We start from the raw sequence: 20,329 nt of genomic DNA on the forward strand, positions 1-20,329 counted from the left end.
TATGGCTTCTGCAATAACCTCATTGGGTATTGGGTCGGGTGTTTTAACTTCTGATGTAATAGACAAGTTAAAAAATGTTGATACATCAAGAATTATTAAACCAATAGAGAGAAAAATTACTCTTAACAATCAAAAACAAGATGCACAAAAGTTGCTAACTTCGTTAATTAAAACATTTAAAGCTAGTGCTTCTGCTCTTAGTTATAATACAATATTTGACAATAAAAGTGTAGAAATAAGCGGTAAATCTGAAATAAAAGTGGATGCTGGTGCAACGGTAGAATCATTTACTTTAGAAACTACTACTTTAGCTAAAAAAGACATAACAAAATTAGGTGCAGTTGCAAGTAAAGTCTCAGATATTGCTTCAGCTGATGGCAGATTAGAAATAAAGATTGGCTCTGATCCAGCCAATCCTAAAAAAACATTAAGCATTGCTTACACAGCAGGAATGACGCTAAATGATTTAACTCAAGCCATTACAGAGGCAGCAGGTGATGATATTTCAGCATCTGTCCTTCAAACTGGAGATGGTGAGTATAGTTTAGTTCTTTCTTCTAAGTCAACAGGTGAAAATTCTACTTTAACAATTAATGATGTTAATGGTAACTTGGATGCTTCTCTTTTTGCAGCATTTGATGCCACTACAAACCCAACTGGTTATGAAAAAGTACAAGCGGCTACAGATGCAAAGTTTAAATACAATGGTATCGCAATGACAAGATCAACTAACGAGATAAAAGATATTATTTTGGGTGTAAATATTACACTTAAAAAAGAGGGTGATTTTTCAAGAGTTGATATTTCACAAGATACATCAAAAATAACAGGGGAATTAAAACAGTTTGTCGATAGCTATAACACACTGATTACAAATATCCACGATATGACATTAAAAAATAAAGAAACTGGAGCAGAAGGTGTATTTAATAGTAATAACTTTGTTAAATCTATATCTAGAGAGTTAACAAAAGCAATTACAGTTCTAAGCAGTAGTAATAATTCCCTTCTCAACTATGGTATTGACTTAAATAGACAGGGTAGAATGAGTTTTGATTCTGCTGATTTTGAGAAAAAACTAAGTAATGATCCAGATTCCATAAAAGTGTTTTTTTCAGGAGGAACAGACAAAGATGGAAATAAAACAACAGGTATATTTGAAACTATTGATGAGAGAATAAAAGAATATACAGGTTATGGTAAACTTTTGAGTACTTTTGAGTCAGACTTAAAAACAGAAGGTAGAAATCTTTCTAAAAATCATCTAAATGCACAAAAGTCACTAGATGCCCGCTATGAAATCATGTCTAAAAGATTTATGGCTTATGATGCAATCATAAGCAGAATTAATGCTCAATTTTCATCGCTAAAAATGATAATAGATTCTGAGTCGAATTCTAAATAATGAACGAAACAAGTATTTACTTTTTTAATTCATTAGTTGCACTTGAGGCGGCTAAAGGGTGTCAAGATGATAAGTATTTATTTTTTTATGATGGAACTCTTTTGGAAGATGCTCCATCAAACTGCATAAATGTACCAATAGCTTCATTTTATGATTTTTTCCTGCAGACAACATATCCACAAATAGCACAACTGAATTTTGACAATGTTAATTTTTCCGATACAATAAAATCTCAAATAACTCAGAACATAACTCAAACTATTACAGCTATAAAAAATCAAAAAATTGAAATTATAAACTCTCTTCTTCCTGCTAAAATAGATGATAAAAATATTGGCGTAATGATATTTTCATTTTTAAAACACCTCATAGAAGGTGCTGAGGAAGAAGCAACTGTTGAATTAATTATAAAATTATTAAATATAATAACTTACTTACAAACACATCAATATGAACAGACTCAACAAATACTTGATCTACAGATGCAACTATTTACATCAATAAATATACAAGAAACAAGTATGAATAATATCTTCATATCATTTGTTTTAAAGCAACTTCAAGATAAAAAAGAGTTTGATAAGAATAGAGAAGAGTGCCTACAAAAGATAAGTAACTATAGCGCGATACATGATATCTTCACTAATTTTCATTTTGTAAAGTATATTTATACGCCAAAAGAGTTTAAAAAATTTATACATATACAGGCAAAAATTATATTTAAATCTGATTTTTTTGACCTTGGCACAATAAAACAAAAAGAACAAGTGTATCGGTTCTTTTATATCACTAACTATACTTTTGATTTTTTTGAAGATTTTAAAGAGATGTATAACATCTTACTTCCTATATATCTTGAAGCTATCAAAAAAGACCTAGATGAACTGGTGATGTTTATATACTATCCACTTCAGTTTTCATGGAACGGAGTTGCTCAGACTCAAAAGGAACATAAAAATTTTAACGATACGGTCGAGCGTCCATTTGAATCATATGTAAAAAATATACTTATAGATAAATACAAGCTCAAAGCAAATAAGAAAAAAATAAGTCCTAATCAAAAAAAAATAAAAGTGGCTCTACTTGTTCATAGAATTCTTGACCTTTCTGTAAATCATGTAATGATGTCCTTACTTGAAGCTATAAAAAAAGACCCAGATAAACAATATGAGTTTATAGTTTACGATATGAACTTAATGGAAATGATGGGAAGTGATGACAAAAAAGTTGATGAGTTAAAGAAACTTGGGTTTAAATATGTTGACTTACATCATGAATTTTTCGAAGGTACTTATGCATTTTATCCAATATTAGAAAAAACTTTAAAAACTAGAAAATTACTTATAAAAGATAAGATAGATATACTCATAGGTTATCATAACCGTTCTGAGTATAACTTTCTTTTTACTAGTAGAACTGCTCCTAAACAAATTTATTGGAGTCATGGAAATGATGAGTATGATTTAGATGCTATTGATAGTAAAATTTCTCACTTCAATACTACGGATAAAAGGTTTAAACACTTTGAAATCCCTATAGATTTAGAAATATATAACCCTGATGTTGATATAAATGAAATTAACAAGATCAGAGATTCATACCCAAAAGATAGTTTTATACTTGGTAGCATCGGGAGGCTTATAAAGCTAGATAGTGATGAGTACTTACAAACTGTTGCTGCTATCATGAAAAAAAATCCACATACTATTTACTTAGCTTGTGGTGGAAAGAATAGCGAAGTTAAACGCAAAGTCGAAGCACTAGGCTTATCTGATAGGTTTTATTTTCCAGGTCACATAGATGCTCATGTATATGCCCATGTTATAGACTTATGGTTAACACCTTTTCCTTTTGGTGGAGGTATGGCACTTGAAGAGTATAGATCTAAAGGGAAACCTTATGTTGTAATATATGACTATAAAGGTGAAAAATTAAATTTAGCTCTATCTTTTGCAAAAGATAAAAATGACTATATATTAATTGCCAATAAGTTCATTCATGATAAAAATTTACTACAAAGAGTAACTAAGAGTTACCTTGAGCATGCATCTAAACAATTAGAAAAACACACTATAAATGATTTTAGAAATATTCTGAAGATCTCTATATGAGAAATGAAGCTGGTTGGAGTTTTTTATTTGATGATAATGAACCTGCTATCAATTTCAAAAATGAGTTAAAATATAATTTTAAAAGATATATAGTTGATTTACTTATTATAGTACCATTTTTATTAAGCCTTATTATCCTTTTTATATACAAGAAACTACGTACTCCTAATCTTGAGAAAAAAATACTATTAGGAACAGTGCCTATCGTAACTTTTTACTTACTAACTAAACTACTTAAACAAAACGGTTTTAATACTACGCTTTTTGTCTTTGATGATTGGTCAAATGGAAATTTTCATAATGATATCTCTTTTAGTGATATATGCAAAAATAAATTTTTAAATAAAGAGTCTTATCTTTTTGGTCCATATATATCATTTCTTTGGGCTTTAAATAAATTTGACATTTATACTCTTTACTTCAACAGTGGCTTTTTAGAAAGAACTATTTTTTGGCGAATTGAACCAATTATATATCAACTTTTCAATAAAAAAGTCATCCTTTTCCCTTATGGAAGTGATGTATGGTCCATAAAACAAAACTCAAATCGTGTACAAAAGTTAGGTCATATGATGAGTTTAAAAAAATACTTTCATCTAGATAAAAAAATAGAATCTAGAGTATACCATTGGTCTAAGTATGTGAATTTAATAATTGCTACTGTCAACTACATAGACTTCTTACAAAAAATAGATATTTTAGTTTATCATGGACATATTATAGATGATATTAATAATAAAAAATATACTTACAATTTTAAAAATACGGATGATATAAAGATAATTCATTATGCTAATGACAAAGTAAGAAAAGGTAGTAACTACATAGAGAACAGTTTAAAAAAGTCCAATAATCATATAAATAATTTAGAATTTTACTACGCCGAGAAAAGAGATGTAATCCTCTCAAAACTAGATAGCTCACATTTTTATATAGAACAATTAACTGATGGCTTTTTTAGTTACTCAGCGCTTGAAGCAATGATAAAAGGTAAAATAGTATTTTTGTATTTAGATGAAAGTATCAATGATATGTATAAGATTGTAAATAGTAATTACTACATAGACTTTTTTGACAACTCTCCCATAGTAAATATCAACCTATACAATTTAGAAGATAGACTCATAGAGTATCAAAATAAAAATTTTAATGAACTAAAAGAGATAAGTTTAAAATCAAGAGAATTTGCCATAAAACTTTTACAAGAAAATGAAAAAATGTATCTAAAAATATTTGACAGACTAGTAAAATAGATGTGCGGTATAGTTGGTTTTGTAGCACATCAAAACAATAAACTACTCAAAGACATGAACGATGCCTTAGTTCACAGAGGACCTGATTCATTAGGTAGTTTTAATTCTAAGACTGTCTCATTAGCAATGAGAAGATTATCTATAGTAGATATAGAGTCTGGTTCTCAACCTTATTATTCAAAAGACAAATCAATCGTTGTTGTGTTTAATGGTGAGATATACAATCATAAAGAACTTCGTAATGAGCTTATTTCTAAAGGCTACTGTTTTTCTTCTTCACATAGTGATGGAGAGATTATTCCAAATATGTATTTAGAATATGGAGTAGATTTCGTAAATAAACTTAACGGTATGTTTGCAATAGCTTTATATGATGTAGATAAACAAAAGCTACTTTTATATAGAGATAGACTTGGAAAAAAACCACTTTATTATACCTCAATAAATAAAGAGTTCTATTTTGCATCAGAGATAAAAGCACTTCTAAAGATCAAAAATGATTTTAAAATAGATAAACACTCTTTAATAAACTATCTTCAACTAAAAAATACTTCTGCACCAGATACAATCTATGAAGATATAAAACAAGTAAATAGTGCATCTTATATTGAGTATGATTTAAGGTTAAAAACTTATGTAGAAAATAAATATTGGGATTTAGATTTTTCTAAAAAAACAAATTTATCTGAACATGAGATATCTAAGAAATTGATAACTCTCTTAGAAGATGCCGTGAAAATAAGAACAGAGTGTGATGTTGAGTATGGAGCATTTTTAAGTGGTGGTTTGGACTCTAGTTTAGTTTGTTCTATCATTACCCAAACTCATAACAAAAATCTTATGACTTTTTCTCTTGGTTATAAAGACGATTTTAAAAATAAACAAAGTGATTTGTATCATGCCAGAAAATTATCTGAAAAACTTGGAACAAATCATTATGAATATATACTAGATTCAAAAGAAGTTTTTGATGAATTATCAGATGCACTTCGAGCTTTTGATGAGCCATTTTCAGGGACTATAAGCACTTATTTTTTAACTAAACTAATCTCGAAAAATGTAAAAGTAGCACTATGCGGTGATGGGGCTGATGAACTTTTTGGAAGTTACTTAACTCATAGACTTTCAACTCCGATAGAGAACTATCTTAACAATACTCAACATATAAAACCTTTTGATTCAAAAGAAGAATTTGAGTTTTTAAAACATATAGCAGATGAAGATATAGCTGTTTGGAGAAATAAGTTGAATGTTTTTAGTGATGATGAATTAAACTCTTTATTTCTAAGTAACATAGATATCCCAAATCCTTATAAAAATATCACCACTACGGCTAAGACTATGCTCGATAAATGTTTAGAGATAGATGAAAAAGAACTACTAGTAAATCAAATACTTCCATTTACAGATAGACTCTCAATGGCACATTCTCTAGAGGTTCGCTCACCTTTTTTAGATTACCGTATCGTCGAGTTTGCCGCACAAATTCCATCATCACTTAAAATAAAAGATACTGTTAATAAATATATACTCAAAAAAAGTGCATCTAAGTATCTTGATGATGAAATCATAAACAGACCTAAAGAGGGTTTTGTACTTCCTGTATATCAATGGATAGAAGAAGAGTATTTTGATGAAGTTTATACTACAATACTTCATTCTAATATGATAGATGATTTTGAATTTAATAAAATATATATAAAAAATTTACTAGACACTTTTAAGATACAAAAAAAACAACACGCAAAAATTTGGAATTTATATACACTAGCAGTTTGGTACGAGGGAATAAAATGAAAATAACTGATGAAACAAAAGATAGACTACTTAAAATTGAAGGAAAACTTCAAGAGTGGGAGTTCCCACCTCAGATAATTATAGAGAGTACCTCTGTGTGTAACCAAGCCTGCATCCACTGTAACCACCGCATCATGGAGAGAACTAAACAACATATGGATACAGATCTTTTTAAAAAGATAGTTGATGAAATAGCCAAAGAGGAACCAAATACTGAGATATGGCCAACTTTTTATGGGGAGGCTACAACTCTTCGTGAGACACTATATGAACTACTTAGGTACGGTAGAGATGCAGGGCTTACAAACATGGTTTTAAATTCTAATGGAGTTTTACTAGAACGACATGACTGGATAGACCAAATTCTTACATCTGGGCTTAAAAGATTTATACTCTCGCTTGATGGTTTCACTTGTGAAACTTTTAACAAGATAAGAGTTGGGGGAGATAGAGATAGAGTTTATGCATCTGTAGAGAAACTCCTAAAAAGAAGAGATGAGTTAGGCTTAGAGTTTCCAGTTATTCAGTGTCAGTTTTCAGTTATGGATGAGAATAGACACGAAGTTGAAGCTTTTAGAGAGCACTGGGAACCTCTTGGTGCTGAAGTAAAAACTAGAAATATGCTCTCGTGGACAAACTCTGGTGATGTAGTAGCAAATAACTTAGACTATGATACAAAATTTAGAGTAGCTTGTCCGTGGGCGATGAATACCATGGCTATACATGAAAATGGAAATGTAGTAACTTGTGCAGTTGATTATGAGGGTAAGACCATCATAGGTAATGCAAAGGACACATCTTTAAAAGAGTTATGGCAAAAACATACAAGAGTAGTAAAAAAACCACATATAGAAAATAGATGGGAAGAAATACCAGATATCTGTAAAACTTGTCCAGACTGGCAAGTAGCTGGTGCAACATATCATGAAAATAAAAATATAGAACTCAAAAAAGAAGCTAGACCTTTTTGGTGGAAAGAAGATGAGAATGAAGATTGATATTGTTGATTTAAAAAAGAATTTACAATATTTAGACCAATATATAGTACTTAGAAATAATTACAAAGATGACCTTTTTACGGAGATTGTAACTTATCAAGAGACAAGAAATTGGCTGCAAAACAACTCTATAGTAAATATGATAGCTACTCAAAACAAGATGCTTTTAGGAGTAGTTATTTTATATATAGACAAAAAAAATGAAGTAACTATTTTTGTAAAAGAAAAAAACAAAGGTATAGGAACTTTGCTACTTAAAGAGATTGAAAAACATGCAATTAAAAATGGACTAACATATCTTCTCTCTTGGATAGAAGCATCAAATAAAGCTTCTAAAACACTATTTATAAAAGAAAAATATACTTTAATTCATGAAAAAATAAAGAAATATAACAATATAAACTATAATGGAAATATATTTAAAAAGGACTTATATATATGAAACATACACAAAACAACTATGCTATCAGGGATGAAGCAGAAGAGTTTCCAATGATGTCGGTTTTATCATTTTCATATGTATGTAATGCTTTGTGTCCAAACTGTCCATACACTAACTCAGACATCCGTTCAGACTATAAAGATGCAAAGTATATGTCTAATGAGATTTTTAAAAAGATTGCCGATGAAGTTGGAGAGCATAATGCTTGGCTTAGAATAAGTGGTGGCGGTGAACCAACAATGCATCCAGAGTTTTTAGAACTTATGATATATGCAAAAGAAAAAGGCTGTAAACTAGGCATCATAACAAATGGCTCACTGATGAATGAAACTCTTGCTAAGAGTTTGTTAGAGATAGATGTGGAAATGCTAGAATTTTCAGTAGATGCTTCAAAGCAAAGTGATTATGACATAGTAAGAAAAGGTCTTAATTTTGATGAACTTGTCCAAAATCTAAAAACTGTATATAAACTAAGAAATGAGATGAATTCAAATACAAAAATCATTGCATCTGCAATAAACCAAAATAATATAGATGTAGATGAAGTAGAAAAGTTTTGGTTACCATATGTGGATAATTTTCAAAAAAGAAAATATCTAACTTGGGGTATAAATGATTCTAGTGAATCTGCTGATGACACACCTTACTTGCCACCAGAGGAGAGAATTCCATGTCCTTTTCTCTTTGAAAGATTAAATATAGATTCTCGTGGTCAAATTATGATGTGTGGTTACGATATAGCAGCAAATACAAATATGGGAAATATCAATAACGCATCTATAAAAGATATCTGGCATGGTGATAAATTTAACAGTTATAGAGATAAACATCTTCAAAAAAAAGGTGATGAAATTGACTTGTGTAAAAACTGCCCAGATTGGAAATATAGATCTTGGAAACATAACTATTGGAAACTTGTGGAGAATGCTCAAAAAAATAAAGACTCTTCTCTTGGTCTTTCAGATAGTGAAGGTGCTGTAGAAGTTGACTAAAGTAGCTATACTCCAACCATCATATATTCCATGGATTGGATACTTTGAGCAAATAATAAATGTTGATATATTTGTTTTTTATGATGATGTTCAATACACAAAAAATGATTGGCGAAATAGAAATAAAATCAAAGTACTCAATGGCAGCTCTTGGCTTAGCATCCCTGTAAATTCATCAACAAGTAAAAATATAAACGAAGTATTAGTTGACGATACTAAAAATTGGCGAGTCAAACATCTAAAATCTTTAAAGCAATTTTACTCAAAATCAAAATACTTTGATGAGATATATCCAATTCTTCAAAACAATATAAACTCAGATAACAACTCACTTAGTAACATATCTATAAACATTATAAAAGATATCTCAAAATACTTAAAATTAGATACAAAATTTTATCTATCATCCGATTTAGGTATTGGTGGAGATAAAAACGATAGACTCATAAATATTTGCAAACACTTTAATGCGTCAAGTTATTATAGTGGTAAAGCTGCAAAAAATTATATCAATAAAAAGTTATTTGATAACAATAAAATAGAATTAGTATTTCAAGAATATGAGCATCCATCCTACAAGCAATTACATGGAGACTTTTTACCATATTTGTCTATAATAGATTTATTGTTTAACTATGGGAAAAATAGCAAAAAAATTATAACTAAAGAGAGTTCAGATGTCTAAAACATACCTTATAACAGGTGGAGCTGGCTTTATCGGTTCTAACTTTGTAAATTATATTTACAATAAATATCCTGATTCTAAAATAATAGTCTTAGACCTACTTACTTATGCTGGAAGTGTAGAAAATTTTCCAGTAAATGTAAATAATATAAATGATAGGTTTGAGTTTTGGTATGGAAATGTGACTAATTCTGCCCTAGTAGATGCTCTCGTTTGTAAAGCTGACTATGTGATTCACTTCGCTGCGGAGACTCATGTTACAAGGTCTATATTTGACAATAGAGACTTTTTTGAAACAGATGTTATAGGTACTCAAACAGTATCAAATGCTGTACTGCAAAATAAAAATACAGTTGAGAAATTTATCCATATATCTACTTCTGAAGTTTATGGAACTGCATCTGGATGTGAACTAATGGATGAACATCATCCACTAAATCCTATGTCACCTTATGCTGCTGCAAAAGTTGGTGCAGATAGGTTGGTTTACTCTTATGTAGAAACTTATGACATACCAGCTACTATCATCAGACCATTTAACAACTATGGAGCTTCTCAACATTTAGAAAAAGCTATACCTCGTTTTATAACAAGTACCTTACTTGATGAAGATTTAACAGTTCACGGCCAAGGCTTGGCTTCAAGGGATTGGATAAATGTACACGATACTTGTTTAGGAATAGACAAGATTTTAAACAGCCCCCTTTCAAAAGTTCAAGGCGAAGTTTTTAATCTTGGTACAGGAAGGACTATATCTATAAAAGATATAGCCCTAGAAGTTGTAAAAGCAATGGGAATTGATAAATCAAAAATAAAATATATAGACGATAGACCCGGTCAAGTTGACTGTCATATAGCAAATATACAAAAAATTAAAGATATTTTAAATTGGCAACCTAGCATAAAGTTTGAGGATGGTTTAAAAAGTACCATTGAGTGGTACAAAAACAACCACCATAAATGGGAAAAACAGATTTGGATGAGACAAGTTCCAATAGTTTTAAAAGATGGTAAGAAAGTAATTCATTAGATGCAAAAAATAGAATTCTTTAAACACAATATTGATGAAGAAGATATAAGTAGAGTTACTAGCGTTCTTAAATCGATATTTTTAACAAACGCAAATGTAACTAAAGAATTTGAAGAAAAATTTGCAACTTATTTAGATGCTACGCATTGTGTAGCTGTAAGTTCTTGTACAGCGGCCTTGCATCTAAGCTTACTTGCTCTTGGTATCAAAGATGGTGATGAAGTGATAACTACACCTATGAGCTTTGTAGCTACTTCAAATGCTATCCTCCATGCGGGGGCTATTCCTGTCTTTGTAGATATAGAAGAATCTACTGGAAACATAGATTTCACACTTATAGAAGCTGCAATAACGCCAAAAACAAAAGCTATCATGCCCGTACATCTTTATGGAAATATGTGCGATATGAAAGCAATCAAAAAGATAGCTAATAAACATAAACTTAAAATCATCGAAGATGCTGCTCACTGCATCGAGGGCGAGAGAGATGGGGTTAGAGTTGGGGAGTTAGGTGATGTTGCTTGTTTTTCTTTTTATGCGACTAAGAATATTACTAGTGGTGAAGGTGGAGCAATAACAACTAACAATGATGAAGTAGCCAAACTTCTTTATCAGTTAAGACTTCATGGTATCAATAAAGATGCATCTTCAAGATATACAGATAAATTTGCCCATTGGGATATGAAGGTCCTTGGCTGGAAATATAATATCTCAGATATACAATCAGCTTTGCTGATAGGACAGTTAGAGAAGATAGAAGATAGGCTCTCTAAAAGAGAAGAGATAGCTAGGTACTACGAAGTGGCTCTAAATAAACTAGGTGTCGAGTATATAAAAGTTCCTGAAAATACTAAATCAGCAAGACATCTTTTTATTATAAAAATTAAAAATAGAGATAAAGTAGTTAGCAAGCTTCAAAGTAACGGCATCGGTGTTGCTGTAAATTATAGAGCTATTCATATACTTAATTATTACAAAAATAGTTTCTCTTTTCAAGATAGTGATTTCCCAATCGCAAAAAAGTTTGGAGATGAAGTTTTATCATTACCGCTATATACGAAACTTGAACTATCGCAACTAGCGTATATAATATCTAACTTAGCAAAGATATAAAATGAATAAAAAATACATAGATTATCTAATCTGTATTAAATGTAATAATAACTTAGAATATCAAAATATAATCGAAAAAGGGGATAAGGTAATAAGTGGAACTCTTGCTTGTGTAAATTGTAGTAGTAATTATCCTATAATCAACTATATCCCAAGATTTGTACCTATGACAAACTATGCAGACAGCTTTGGTATGCAATGGAATATCCACCATAGTGATCAACATGATAAATTTAGTAGTGTGAATTCTTCTGAAGAAAGATTTAAAAATGAAACAAAGTGGGGCGAGAACCTAAAAGGTGAAGTTATTATTGAAGCAGGATGTGGAGCAGGTAGATTTACTCAATTTGCAGCAAATACTGGGGCTATGGTACTCTCTTTTGATTATAGCAGTGCTGTTGAAGCTAGTTATCAGCATCACAGTGACAAAGAAAATGTATTAATTGTTCAAGCTGATATTTATAATATGCCTTTTAAAAATGATATTGCAGATAAAATTTATTGTTTTGGAGTACTACAACATACTCCTGACTCAAGAGAAGCACTAAAGTCATTAACTACTAAACTAAAAAGTGAAGGTAAAATAGCTGCTGATAATTATCCTTTTTTAAGTACAACATGGTTTCATACTAAATATTGGGTAAGACCAATTACCAAGAGGTTAAATCATAAATTATTATATTGGTGGTGTAAGCAACATGTTAAAATAATGTGGCCTATATTTAAATTAAATAGAAAATTATTTTCTGCAAAAAGAGCGAATAGAATTAACTGGAGATTACTAGTACCAGATTATACTTCGACAGGACTATCAGAAGACAAACTGAAACAATGGGCGGTAATGGATTTATTTGATATGCTTTCACCTATGTATGATAACCCTGTAAGGATAGAAACATTTAAAAGATGGTTTGAAGAACTTGGATATAAAGATATTGATGTACATATGGGATATAATGGATGTGAAGGAAGAGGTATAAAAATCTAATGATCAAGAAAGTTATGGATTATATTTCACATAAGCTCATACCCATTTTAACAGGTGAAAATAAAGCACCACATATATATATATCAAATATGGGATATTTAAATCATAAGCATCTTCATAATTCTTTTATCAAATCGTTACCATATTTAAATGGTATATGTACAGATATTGGTTCAGGTAATGCAATATATAAAAAATTAATATTGCCACATGTAGACAAATATATTGCAGTTGATAAGAGTGAAATTCACCGACATATGTTTCAAACTTCAAAAGAAAAATTTATAGATGCAGATATAAAAAACCTACCATTTGATAGTAACTCCATTGATAGTGTTATTTTGACGCAAGTGTTAGAGCATATTGATGAGCCATATAAAGCACTATGTGAGGTGCAAAGAGTTCTTAAAAAGGGTGGAATACTCATTCTTTCCGTACCATTTATATATCAAGCCCATGCTACTCCATATGACTTTTTTAGATTTAGTGAATATGGGTTAAAGGAGCTATGTAAAAAGTATGACTTTGAGATTTTAGAGTTCCATTATCAAGGTTATTTTGGAACAGCTATAGTATCTATGTTAAACGGTTTTATTTGGAACCTAGCAAGTAAATATAAAATACTTAGAAATACTATTTTTTTACCAATACTCTTAATTATGTTTACAATAAATAATATTATTGGATTATGCTTAGATCTAATAAAACTAAAAGAGTTTACACCAAACTTTTTTCTAGTAGCGAAAAAGCTATGAAAAATATAATCCTATTTACCCAAAACTTAGAAACAGGTGGCATACAAAAAGTTGTTTCAAATCTAGCAAACTATCTGTATAAAGACTATTCTATTTTTATTGTTTTATCAGAAAATGATAAAAAAGTAGCCTATCACTTAAATAATGGTATTACAATAAAAATGATAAAAACTATTAAAGTAGATGTATCTAAGCCAAGTACTGCCTCGTTTTTACTAGAATATAGAGTAAAAAAACTTAATAAAATCATAGATAGAATAAAACCTATTCTAATTTTTTCATTTGGAGAATACAGCAATATCATATCTCTAAAAACAAGCTATAAATGCAAAAAAATCGTAAGCCAAAGAGCAGTTTTTGAGAGTATGAAAGCAAAAAATATTCATCTTTTCAGCTTTGATGAGTACAAAGATATGATGATAAAATACTATCCACTTGCAGAGCAAATAGTTTGTGTAAGTGATTATATAGCAAATGAAATTTTACAACTAAATCATAATTTAAAATCTAAGTTACAAACTGTGTATAATGGCGTAGATAAAGTAGAAAAATATTATAAAAAGATAAGTGAAAAATATATTTTAAATATTGGGCGACTACATCCACAAAAAGGCCAATTGGACATAATACTTGCTTTTGAAAAAATTGCAGATAAAATTGAGCATAACTTAATTATAATAGGTGAAGGTGAACTAAGAGAAGTCCTTGAAAACAAAATTTTAGAATTAAACTTATCCAAACGGGTTCATCTTCTAGGCGAAGTACAATTACCTTATGATTATTTACATGAATGTGAATTATTTGTTTTTGCTTCTTATTATGAAGGGTTTCCTAATATTTTATTGGAAGCTATGAGTGCTAATACGGCGGTAATCTCTTATAAGTTTGAGGGGTATAATGAAATTTTAGATGAAAAAGGAACAAATCTTTGTAAAATTAATGATGTAGCGTGTTTAAGTAAAAATATATTAAATATCTTAAAAGATAAAAATAAAAAAGTTACTCTTGCAAAAAAAATGTTTGAGATATCTAAGAAATTTACTTTAAAAAAATCTTTAGACAAATATAAAAAAATAATAATTCAAAGTATTGGAAGTTAATATGTTAGATATATTTAAGTGCGTCGAATGTACTCAGGATATAAAGTATCAAAGTGGTGATATTATTTGTAGTTCATGTAAAAGAGTTTATAAAAAAAATAATGGTATTTTAGATTTTTCCATTATCTCTGATAAAACAGAAAGTATAAAAGAAGAGGTAGCACATACAACAAAAGCCTTTGGTTGGCAATGGAAAAACTCTAATATGGGACACAATGAAGGTTCTAAAGTATATTCAAAAAATCTTTTTTTCGATAGGTATGGTATAGATGAACTAGAATTAAAAAAGTATATAGCTGATAAGATAGTTTACGATCCAGCTATTGGAAGCGGAAGAGTCGAGTATATATTTGCAAAATATACAAAAGAAATTTACGCAACAGATCTTAGTGATGCTGTATATGAGGCAAAAGATAAACTAAAAAACCTGTTTAACAATATCCATTACTTCAAAGGTAATTTAATTACACCTCCATTTAGACAAAACTCTTTTGATGCCGTTGTATGTCATGCTATATTACAACATACAGGCAATACTTTTGAAGGTATAAAATCATTAACTAATGTTTTAAAACCAGGTGGAATTATACTGTTTGATGTATATAGAAAAGCAGCCCCTATTCGAGACTTTACTGATGATTTTATACGAAGCTTAGTATGTGACTTAAAACCACAAGATGCCTGGGACAAATTACTTCCAATAACAAAATTAGCACAAGATTTATATATAAAAAAGATTACTATCTCCCAAGAGATACAAGAACTCGACATTGAAAAAGGAGAATATAACTTACAGAGGTTTATATATTATAAATTTTTAAAAACTTTTTGGAATGAGAACATGAGTTTTGAAGATAATCATATGGTTGTTTTTGATTGGTTTTATCCAAAAATATCTGAGAGATATACCGTAGAAGAGGTAAAAAATTGGCTTAGTAAGCTAAACTTAGAAGTCATAAAATTTCATGTGTTAGAAGGTGGAATAGGAGTGATAGCTAAAAAATGTGCGGAATAATTGGCTCAAACAAAAACTCCTTTAATCATAAAGATGTTTTAGACTCCATCAAACATAGAGGTTACGACAACCAATCATTTATATTAAATGATGGAGCATATTTTGGGCACTCTAGGCTTAGCATCATCGACTTAGATGCTGAAGCAAATCAACCGATGATATTTGATAATATTATTTTAGTATTTAATGGTGAAATATATAATTATAAAACACTAATCAAAGAGCATAATCTAGATGTAAAGACTGCGAGTGACAGTGAAGTTATAATTCGCTTATACCAAAAATACAACTTAGAATTTCTAAATATGCTCGAGGGAATGTTTTCATTTTGTATATATGATAAAAAAAAAGAGCTGTATTTTTGTGCAAGAGATCGTTTTGGAAAAAAGCCTTTTTACTACTATGAAGAAGATGGCTCCTTTTACTTTGCATCTGAGATAAAAGCCATTTTGAAAATGCTAAAAAAATTACCTGAGTTTAACGAAGAAGCACTATGGCAATACCTAGCATTCCAGTCACCCCAAGGTGACAATACTTTTTATAAAGGTCTTAAAAAACTTCCTGCGTCATCTTTCCTGACATATCAAAACGATAACTTAACAATAGATAGCTACTATAATATTGACAATATACCAATCATACATACTGATGAAAAACAAATTATTACTAAAGTAGATACTTTACTTCACGAAGCTGTAGAAAAGCGTCTTGTCGGAGATGTAGAGGTTGCGACATTACTCTCTGGTGGACTAGACTCTTCATTTATAACCGCTCTTTATGCACAAAAATCTAAACATGATGTACATAGCTTTTCTATTGGTTATGATGAACATAAACATTATTGTGAACTTGATTTTGCTAAGGTTGCATCTGAGTATATTGGAACCATTCATCACGAGTACACAATATCTAGAAATGACTACTTAGATACTATAGATAAAGTTTTATATCACCTTGATGAACCTATGGCTGATTCTGCTACCATCCCAACATATATCTTATCTGAGCATATTCACAATGCAGGCATAAAAGTTTGTCTAAGTGGTGAGGGAAGTGATGAGAGTTTTTTAGGTTATGACAACTACTTTAAAATGCTAGACTATTACAACAATGAACCTAAAGAACAAAAAGAATTCAAACTCACAAAAGAGTGGGAATATAATAATCGCAGACTAAAGAACAAACAAGTATACCAATCAAGTGGGGAGACCTTTTCTTATGCCCAACTACAACAACTCTCATCAAGAAAAATAAACTATCCACTGCATCCATATAGTTCATCTTACCAACCTATTCAATGGATGACATATATAGACTTTAACATTTGGATTAGCGAAGTTTTAATGACTAAGGTTGACCGTATGTCTATGGCTCATTCTGTTGAGTTAAGAGCCCCTTTTTTAGATCACAAACTTGTTGAGTACCTTCTTGGTGTAAAGAGTAGTATTAAAATAGGGACTACCAACAAAGAAATATTAAAAAAAGTAGCTAAGCCTTATTTACCTGACTCAATAATTAACAGACAAAAAAAAGGTTTTAGCTCACCTTTTATAGAATGGTTGTATAGTGGTTTTGGCATTGAAATACTAAAGCTAATCCAAGAAGTAAACTCTGAAATAGGAGTTTTTAATGATAATTTCATTATATTTTTATACGAAGAAGGTAAGAGTGGTAGATTTAAACAACATCTTTACTCTATATTTTTATTTTGTAAATGGTATAAAAAGGTTTATATGTAATGCAAAAATACCTACATATTCTTGATGACAATGATTTTAATATTTTTAAAGAGATAGAGTCTTTAAGAGAAAAAATTATATTAGAAGATATAAACATAGAAGTAATGGACTTCGGTGCTGGTAATCCTGATGAAAATAGAAGTGCTAAACAGATGCATAATGGTGTAACTAAAAATGTAAGCACAAAAGATTTATGTAAAATCGGTTTAAAAAATGACTTTGCACATCTTATATATGCAATCATTAAAAAACATCAGCCATCAACTGTTCTTGAACTTGGAACTTGTTGTGGATTTTCATCTATATATATGTCAAAAGCATTAAAAGATGGAGCTTGCATACATACCATAGAAGGCTCACCTAAAACAGCAATAATTGCACAAAAGAACTTCAAAGATATAGATTCTTTAAATGTTAACTCATATGTGGGAAGATTTAGCGATGTACTACCAGAAATTTTACCAAACATAAAAGCAATAGATTTTGCCTTTATAGATGGACATCATGATAGAGATGCAACGCTTGAATACTTTGAAATTATAAAACCATATCTAAGTAAAGATGCAATTGTACTTTTTGATGATATATCTTGGTCAAAAGGAATGACAGAAGCATGGGAGACTATAAAAAAAGATGATTCTATATGTAGTTATAAAGATTATCAAAAAGTTGGACTTTGTTTTATGGGTGATAACTAAATGATATGGTTTGACCTAGTTACCCCAAAGTCAGTTCTATTTTTTGAACCAATCATAAAAAATATTCAAGACAAAAACTTGGAAGTATTTATAACAACTAGAGGTGGAGAGGGATATAAAGAGACTATCGAGCTTTTAGATTTATATAATTTAAAGTACACAAACATAGGTAACTTTGGTGGTAGCACTTTAAAGTCAAAGTTTGAAGCGTCTATAGATAGACAAGTTAAATTTATGGAGTTTATAGGTAAACACCATATAGATAGACTTGTTTGTCTCTCTTCAGTTGATGCATGTCGTGTTGCTTTTGGATTAGGTATACCCATCATCAATTTTTACGATATTCCACTCTCTGACCATACTACAAACTTTACAAAAGCTCTACCACAAGCTAGACTTACCATTCCTCTCGCTACAAAGATGTTTAAACCCTTTGTAGTGCCAAACAATGTCATAGAGAGGTTTGGGCTAGATAAGACACAAATCTTTGAATACAACTTCATAGACCCACTAATATGGCTAAATAAATTTAAGTATGATATATCTTATGTAAAAAAGATTTTAAAAAATTATACTATGGATTACTCTAAACCTACAATTATAATCAGAGAAGAAGAATACAAATCAAGCTATGTTGATAAAAAATACCCTATTATCTATGAAGCGCTACAAGAGATAAAAGATTTAACTAATTCAAATATTATTATTATCCCAAGATATGAGAGTGACTATCTAAAAAAGGAGTTCCCTTATGCTGTCATATTAGAAGAAAAAGTAGAGATTCAACACTTACTTGTATTTTGTGACTTGTTCATCGGTGGTGGTGGAACTATAAATACAGAAGCATGTTTTTTAGGAACTCCTACTATCTCAACTAGAAGTTTTATAAGTCATTATGACAAATATCAAATTGATAATAACCTTATGATTTGGGTTGAAACTAAAGAAGAGTTAATCTCAAAAACTAAACTGATGATAGGCACGAAGGTAAATACGCAACCTATAAAACAGATGAGTATAGACCTTGATAATATTATTAAAGAGATACTATCTTAAAATAATATCTACAAACTCTCTAACTGCACCATCTCCTCCACGAAGAGAGAGTTCTATTATATTTGGTATGCTTTTAATACTAGGCAGTGCATTTTTGGGACATGCACATACACCTACAGCCTCTAAAAGTTCCTTGCAGTTAACATCATCACCAATATAAGCCACTTCATCTAAAGAGATACCTTCCTTAGAACAAATCTCTTTAACAATATCTAGCTTACCCTTATGCTCTAGCCCTTGGTAAAGATAATCAACTTTCAATTTTTTGGCTCTATTTCTTACTATTTTAGTATCTTCACTTGTAATTATTCCAGTTTTTATTCCTACTTTTCTAAGCAACTCAAAACCTTTTCCATCATGAGTATTAAACTTTTTCAGCTCCTCAGAGTTTTCTCCATAGTACATGCCAGCATCTGTAAGTGTTCCATCTACATCTGATAAAAAGAGCTTTATATTTCTCTCTTTGACATATCTGTAAAGTACATTTTCTTTCATATATTCTTCAGCTATTTTCCAGTCATGCTTTTCATCTATCTCTATAGATGTATAGTCATGCATTTCATAAAAAGCTATTTCTGCACTTAGACGATTATTATCTCTTAAAATATTACTCACGCGGTTAATATAAAATGCACCATTTTCAAGTAAATAGCCATCAAAATCTTGTCTTCTAGGTCTGTTTTTATAGTCATAATTTAGTGCGTTACCATCATTATTCCAAAAAAATCTTTTCTCTCTTACTACGCTTAACAAAGAATCTTTTTTAGATTTTAAAAGTTCTTTTATCCCTCCATCAAAGTCATGACTTTGAGTTGTTGGGGAAGTTGCTTGAACAAGCATAAATAACGCATCTTTACTAAAGCTATTTTTATTTAAGAATTCCAACATTACATCTTCAGTTGATGATTCATCTTGAGCATTAACTCTATCACGCATATATATTTTTACTTTATCAAATCCAAAGCTCTCTACAACTTCACTTATCTCGATACAATCAGTTGCAACGAAAACTTCATCTACAAGAGTTGCATTTTCTAAAGCAAGTAGATTCCAATATATTAATGGTTTTCCACAAAACTCTTTTATATTTTTAAAGCGAATAGCCTTACTTCCACAACGAGCTGGTATAAATGCTATATTCATTGTTTAAGT

Annotated in this window: 18 protein-coding genes; 17 read left to right on the plus strand and 1 reads right to left on the minus strand. The window is 30.1% G+C overall.

All coding sequences use genetic code 11. The features are described 5' to 3' along the window. The first annotated feature begins 1 nt into the window (after position 1). The 17 genes from fliD to MOV42_RS12645 are packed head-to-tail and all read left to right on the plus strand — an operon-like array spanning position 2 to position 19,177. Entirely contained in the window at positions 2–1,405 is a 1,404-nt protein-coding gene (gene fliD, locus MOV42_RS12565) for a flagellar filament capping protein FliD (protein WP_324171520.1), read from the plus strand. Beyond that, positions 1,405–3,516: a hypothetical protein gene (locus MOV42_RS12570; protein WP_324171521.1), complete on the plus strand. Its 2,112-nt coding sequence runs from the start codon at positions 1,405–1,407 to the stop codon at positions 3,514–3,516. The genes fliD and MOV42_RS12570 overlap by 1 nt, the downstream gene beginning before the upstream one ends. Beyond that, positions 3,513–4,769 (plus strand): hypothetical protein, encoded by a 1,257-nt coding sequence (locus tag MOV42_RS12575; protein WP_324171522.1) that lies wholly within the window; start codon positions 3,513–3,515, stop codon positions 4,767–4,769. The genes MOV42_RS12570 and MOV42_RS12575 overlap by 4 nt, the downstream gene beginning before the upstream one ends. Next, positions 4,770–6,566, plus strand: a complete 1,797-nt coding sequence (gene asnB / locus MOV42_RS12580; RefSeq protein ID WP_324171523.1) for an asparagine synthase (glutamine-hydrolyzing) — start codon at positions 4,770–4,772, stop codon at positions 6,564–6,566. It abuts the gene before it with no gap. After that, positions 6,563–7,564, plus strand: coding sequence for a radical SAM protein (locus MOV42_RS12585; RefSeq protein WP_324171524.1), 1,002 nt, complete (start codon positions 6,563–6,565; stop codon positions 7,562–7,564). Before asnB (MOV42_RS12580) ends, MOV42_RS12585 begins: the two co-directional genes overlap by 4 nt. Then, on the plus strand, positions 7,554–8,006 hold the full coding sequence (locus MOV42_RS12590) for a GNAT family N-acetyltransferase (protein ID WP_324171525.1): 453 nt from the start codon (positions 7,554–7,556) through the stop codon (positions 8,004–8,006). The genes MOV42_RS12585 and MOV42_RS12590 overlap by 11 nt, the downstream gene beginning before the upstream one ends. Then, positions 8,003–8,998, plus strand: coding sequence for a radical SAM/SPASM domain-containing protein (locus MOV42_RS12595; RefSeq protein WP_324171526.1), 996 nt, complete (start codon positions 8,003–8,005; stop codon positions 8,996–8,998). Before MOV42_RS12590 ends, MOV42_RS12595 begins: the two co-directional genes overlap by 4 nt. Further along, positions 8,991–9,683 (plus strand): WbqC family protein, encoded by a 693-nt coding sequence (locus tag MOV42_RS12600; protein ID WP_324171527.1) that lies wholly within the window; start codon positions 8,991–8,993, stop codon positions 9,681–9,683. Before MOV42_RS12595 ends, MOV42_RS12600 begins: the two co-directional genes overlap by 8 nt. After that, positions 9,676–10,713: a dTDP-glucose 4,6-dehydratase gene (locus MOV42_RS12605; protein ID WP_324171528.1), complete on the plus strand. Its 1,038-nt coding sequence runs from the start codon at positions 9,676–9,678 to the stop codon at positions 10,711–10,713. Before MOV42_RS12600 ends, MOV42_RS12605 begins: the two co-directional genes overlap by 8 nt. Next, positions 10,714–11,826, plus strand: coding sequence for a DegT/DnrJ/EryC1/StrS family aminotransferase (locus MOV42_RS12610; protein ID WP_324171529.1), 1,113 nt, complete (start codon positions 10,714–10,716; stop codon positions 11,824–11,826). A gap of 1 nt (position 11,827) precedes the next feature. Continuing rightward, on the plus strand, positions 11,828–12,814 hold the full coding sequence (locus MOV42_RS12615; protein ID WP_324171530.1) for a class I SAM-dependent methyltransferase: 987 nt from the start codon (positions 11,828–11,830) through the stop codon (positions 12,812–12,814). Further along, the gene (locus MOV42_RS12620; RefSeq protein ID WP_324171531.1) at positions 12,814–13,569 is read left to right on the plus strand and encodes a class I SAM-dependent methyltransferase; all 756 of its coding nucleotides are present in this window, start codon (positions 12,814–12,816) and stop codon (positions 13,567–13,569) included. The genes MOV42_RS12615 and MOV42_RS12620 overlap by 1 nt, the downstream gene beginning before the upstream one ends. Further along, positions 13,566–14,669 carry a glycosyltransferase gene (locus MOV42_RS12625; protein ID WP_324171532.1) on the plus strand — a complete coding sequence of 368 codons (1,104 nt, stop codon included), beginning with the start codon at positions 13,566–13,568 and terminating at the stop codon, positions 14,667–14,669. Before MOV42_RS12620 ends, MOV42_RS12625 begins: the two co-directional genes overlap by 4 nt. Position 14,670: 1 nt before the next feature. Continuing rightward, positions 14,671–15,684: a class I SAM-dependent methyltransferase gene (locus MOV42_RS12630; RefSeq protein WP_324171533.1), complete on the plus strand. Its 1,014-nt coding sequence runs from the start codon at positions 14,671–14,673 to the stop codon at positions 15,682–15,684. Beyond that, positions 15,672–17,423 carry an asparagine synthase (glutamine-hydrolyzing) gene (asnB, locus tag MOV42_RS12635; RefSeq protein ID WP_324171534.1) on the plus strand — a complete coding sequence of 584 codons (1,752 nt, stop codon included), beginning with the start codon at positions 15,672–15,674 and terminating at the stop codon, positions 17,421–17,423. The genes MOV42_RS12630 and asnB (MOV42_RS12635) overlap by 13 nt, the downstream gene beginning before the upstream one ends. After that, on the plus strand, positions 17,423–18,121 hold the full coding sequence (locus tag MOV42_RS12640) for a class I SAM-dependent methyltransferase (protein WP_324171535.1): 699 nt from the start codon (positions 17,423–17,425) through the stop codon (positions 18,119–18,121). Before asnB (MOV42_RS12635) ends, MOV42_RS12640 begins: the two co-directional genes overlap by 1 nt. After that, on the plus strand, positions 18,122–19,177 hold the full coding sequence (locus tag MOV42_RS12645) for a DUF354 domain-containing protein (protein WP_324171536.1): 1,056 nt from the start codon (positions 18,122–18,124) through the stop codon (positions 19,175–19,177). It begins immediately after the preceding gene. Here the strand turns inward: MOV42_RS12645 and MOV42_RS12650 are convergent. Next, positions 19,169–20,320, minus strand: a complete 1,152-nt coding sequence (locus MOV42_RS12650) for a cytidylyltransferase domain-containing protein (protein ID WP_324171537.1) — start codon at positions 20,318–20,320, stop codon at positions 19,169–19,171. The two genes, MOV42_RS12645 and MOV42_RS12650, sit on opposite strands and share 9 nt — an antisense overlap. Positions 20,321–20,329: the final 9 nt, after the last annotated feature.

The sequence above is a fragment of the Sulfurimonas sp. genome, assembly GCF_029027405.1.
Lineage (GTDB): Bacteria > Campylobacterota > Campylobacteria > Campylobacterales > Sulfurimonadaceae > Sulfurimonas.

Excerpts from the sequence above, each read along its gene's own strand:
- MOV42_RS12585 (WP_324171524.1), top strand. The coding sequence starts at position 6,563 with ATGAAAATAACTGATGAAACAAAAGATAGACTACTTAAAATTGAAGGA.
- MOV42_RS12650 (WP_324171537.1), bottom strand. The coding sequence starts at position 20,320 with ATGAATATAGCATTTATACCAGCTCGTTGTGGAAGTAAGGCTATTCGC.
- MOV42_RS12595 (WP_324171526.1), top strand. The coding sequence starts at position 8,003 with ATGAAACATACACAAAACAACTATGCTATCAGGGATGAAGCAGAAGAG.
- fliD (WP_324171520.1), top strand. The coding sequence starts at position 2 with ATGGCTTCTGCAATAACCTCATTGGGTATTGGGTCGGGTGTTTTAACT.
- asnB (WP_324171534.1), top strand. The coding sequence starts at position 15,672 with ATGTGCGGAATAATTGGCTCAAACAAAAACTCCTTTAATCATAAAGAT.
- MOV42_RS12645 (WP_324171536.1), top strand. The coding sequence starts at position 18,122 with ATGATATGGTTTGACCTAGTTACCCCAAAGTCAGTTCTATTTTTTGAA.
- MOV42_RS12605 (WP_324171528.1), top strand. The coding sequence starts at position 9,676 with ATGTCTAAAACATACCTTATAACAGGTGGAGCTGGCTTTATCGGTTCT.
- MOV42_RS12575 (WP_324171522.1), top strand. The coding sequence starts at position 3,513 with ATGAGAAATGAAGCTGGTTGGAGTTTTTTATTTGATGATAATGAACCT.
- MOV42_RS12625 (WP_324171532.1), top strand. The coding sequence starts at position 13,566 with ATGAAAAATATAATCCTATTTACCCAAAACTTAGAAACAGGTGGCATA.
- MOV42_RS12570 (WP_324171521.1), top strand. The coding sequence starts at position 1,405 with ATGAACGAAACAAGTATTTACTTTTTTAATTCATTAGTTGCACTTGAG.
- MOV42_RS12640 (WP_324171535.1), top strand. The coding sequence starts at position 17,423 with ATGCAAAAATACCTACATATTCTTGATGACAATGATTTTAATATTTTT.
- MOV42_RS12615 (WP_324171530.1), top strand. The coding sequence starts at position 11,828 with ATGAATAAAAAATACATAGATTATCTAATCTGTATTAAATGTAATAAT.
- MOV42_RS12620 (WP_324171531.1), top strand. The coding sequence starts at position 12,814 with ATGATCAAGAAAGTTATGGATTATATTTCACATAAGCTCATACCCATT.
- MOV42_RS12610 (WP_324171529.1), top strand. The coding sequence starts at position 10,714 with ATGCAAAAAATAGAATTCTTTAAACACAATATTGATGAAGAAGATATA.
- asnB (WP_324171523.1), top strand. The coding sequence starts at position 4,770 with ATGTGCGGTATAGTTGGTTTTGTAGCACATCAAAACAATAAACTACTC.
- MOV42_RS12630 (WP_324171533.1), top strand. The coding sequence starts at position 14,671 with ATGTTAGATATATTTAAGTGCGTCGAATGTACTCAGGATATAAAGTAT.
- MOV42_RS12590 (WP_324171525.1), top strand. The coding sequence starts at position 7,554 with ATGAAGATTGATATTGTTGATTTAAAAAAGAATTTACAATATTTAGAC.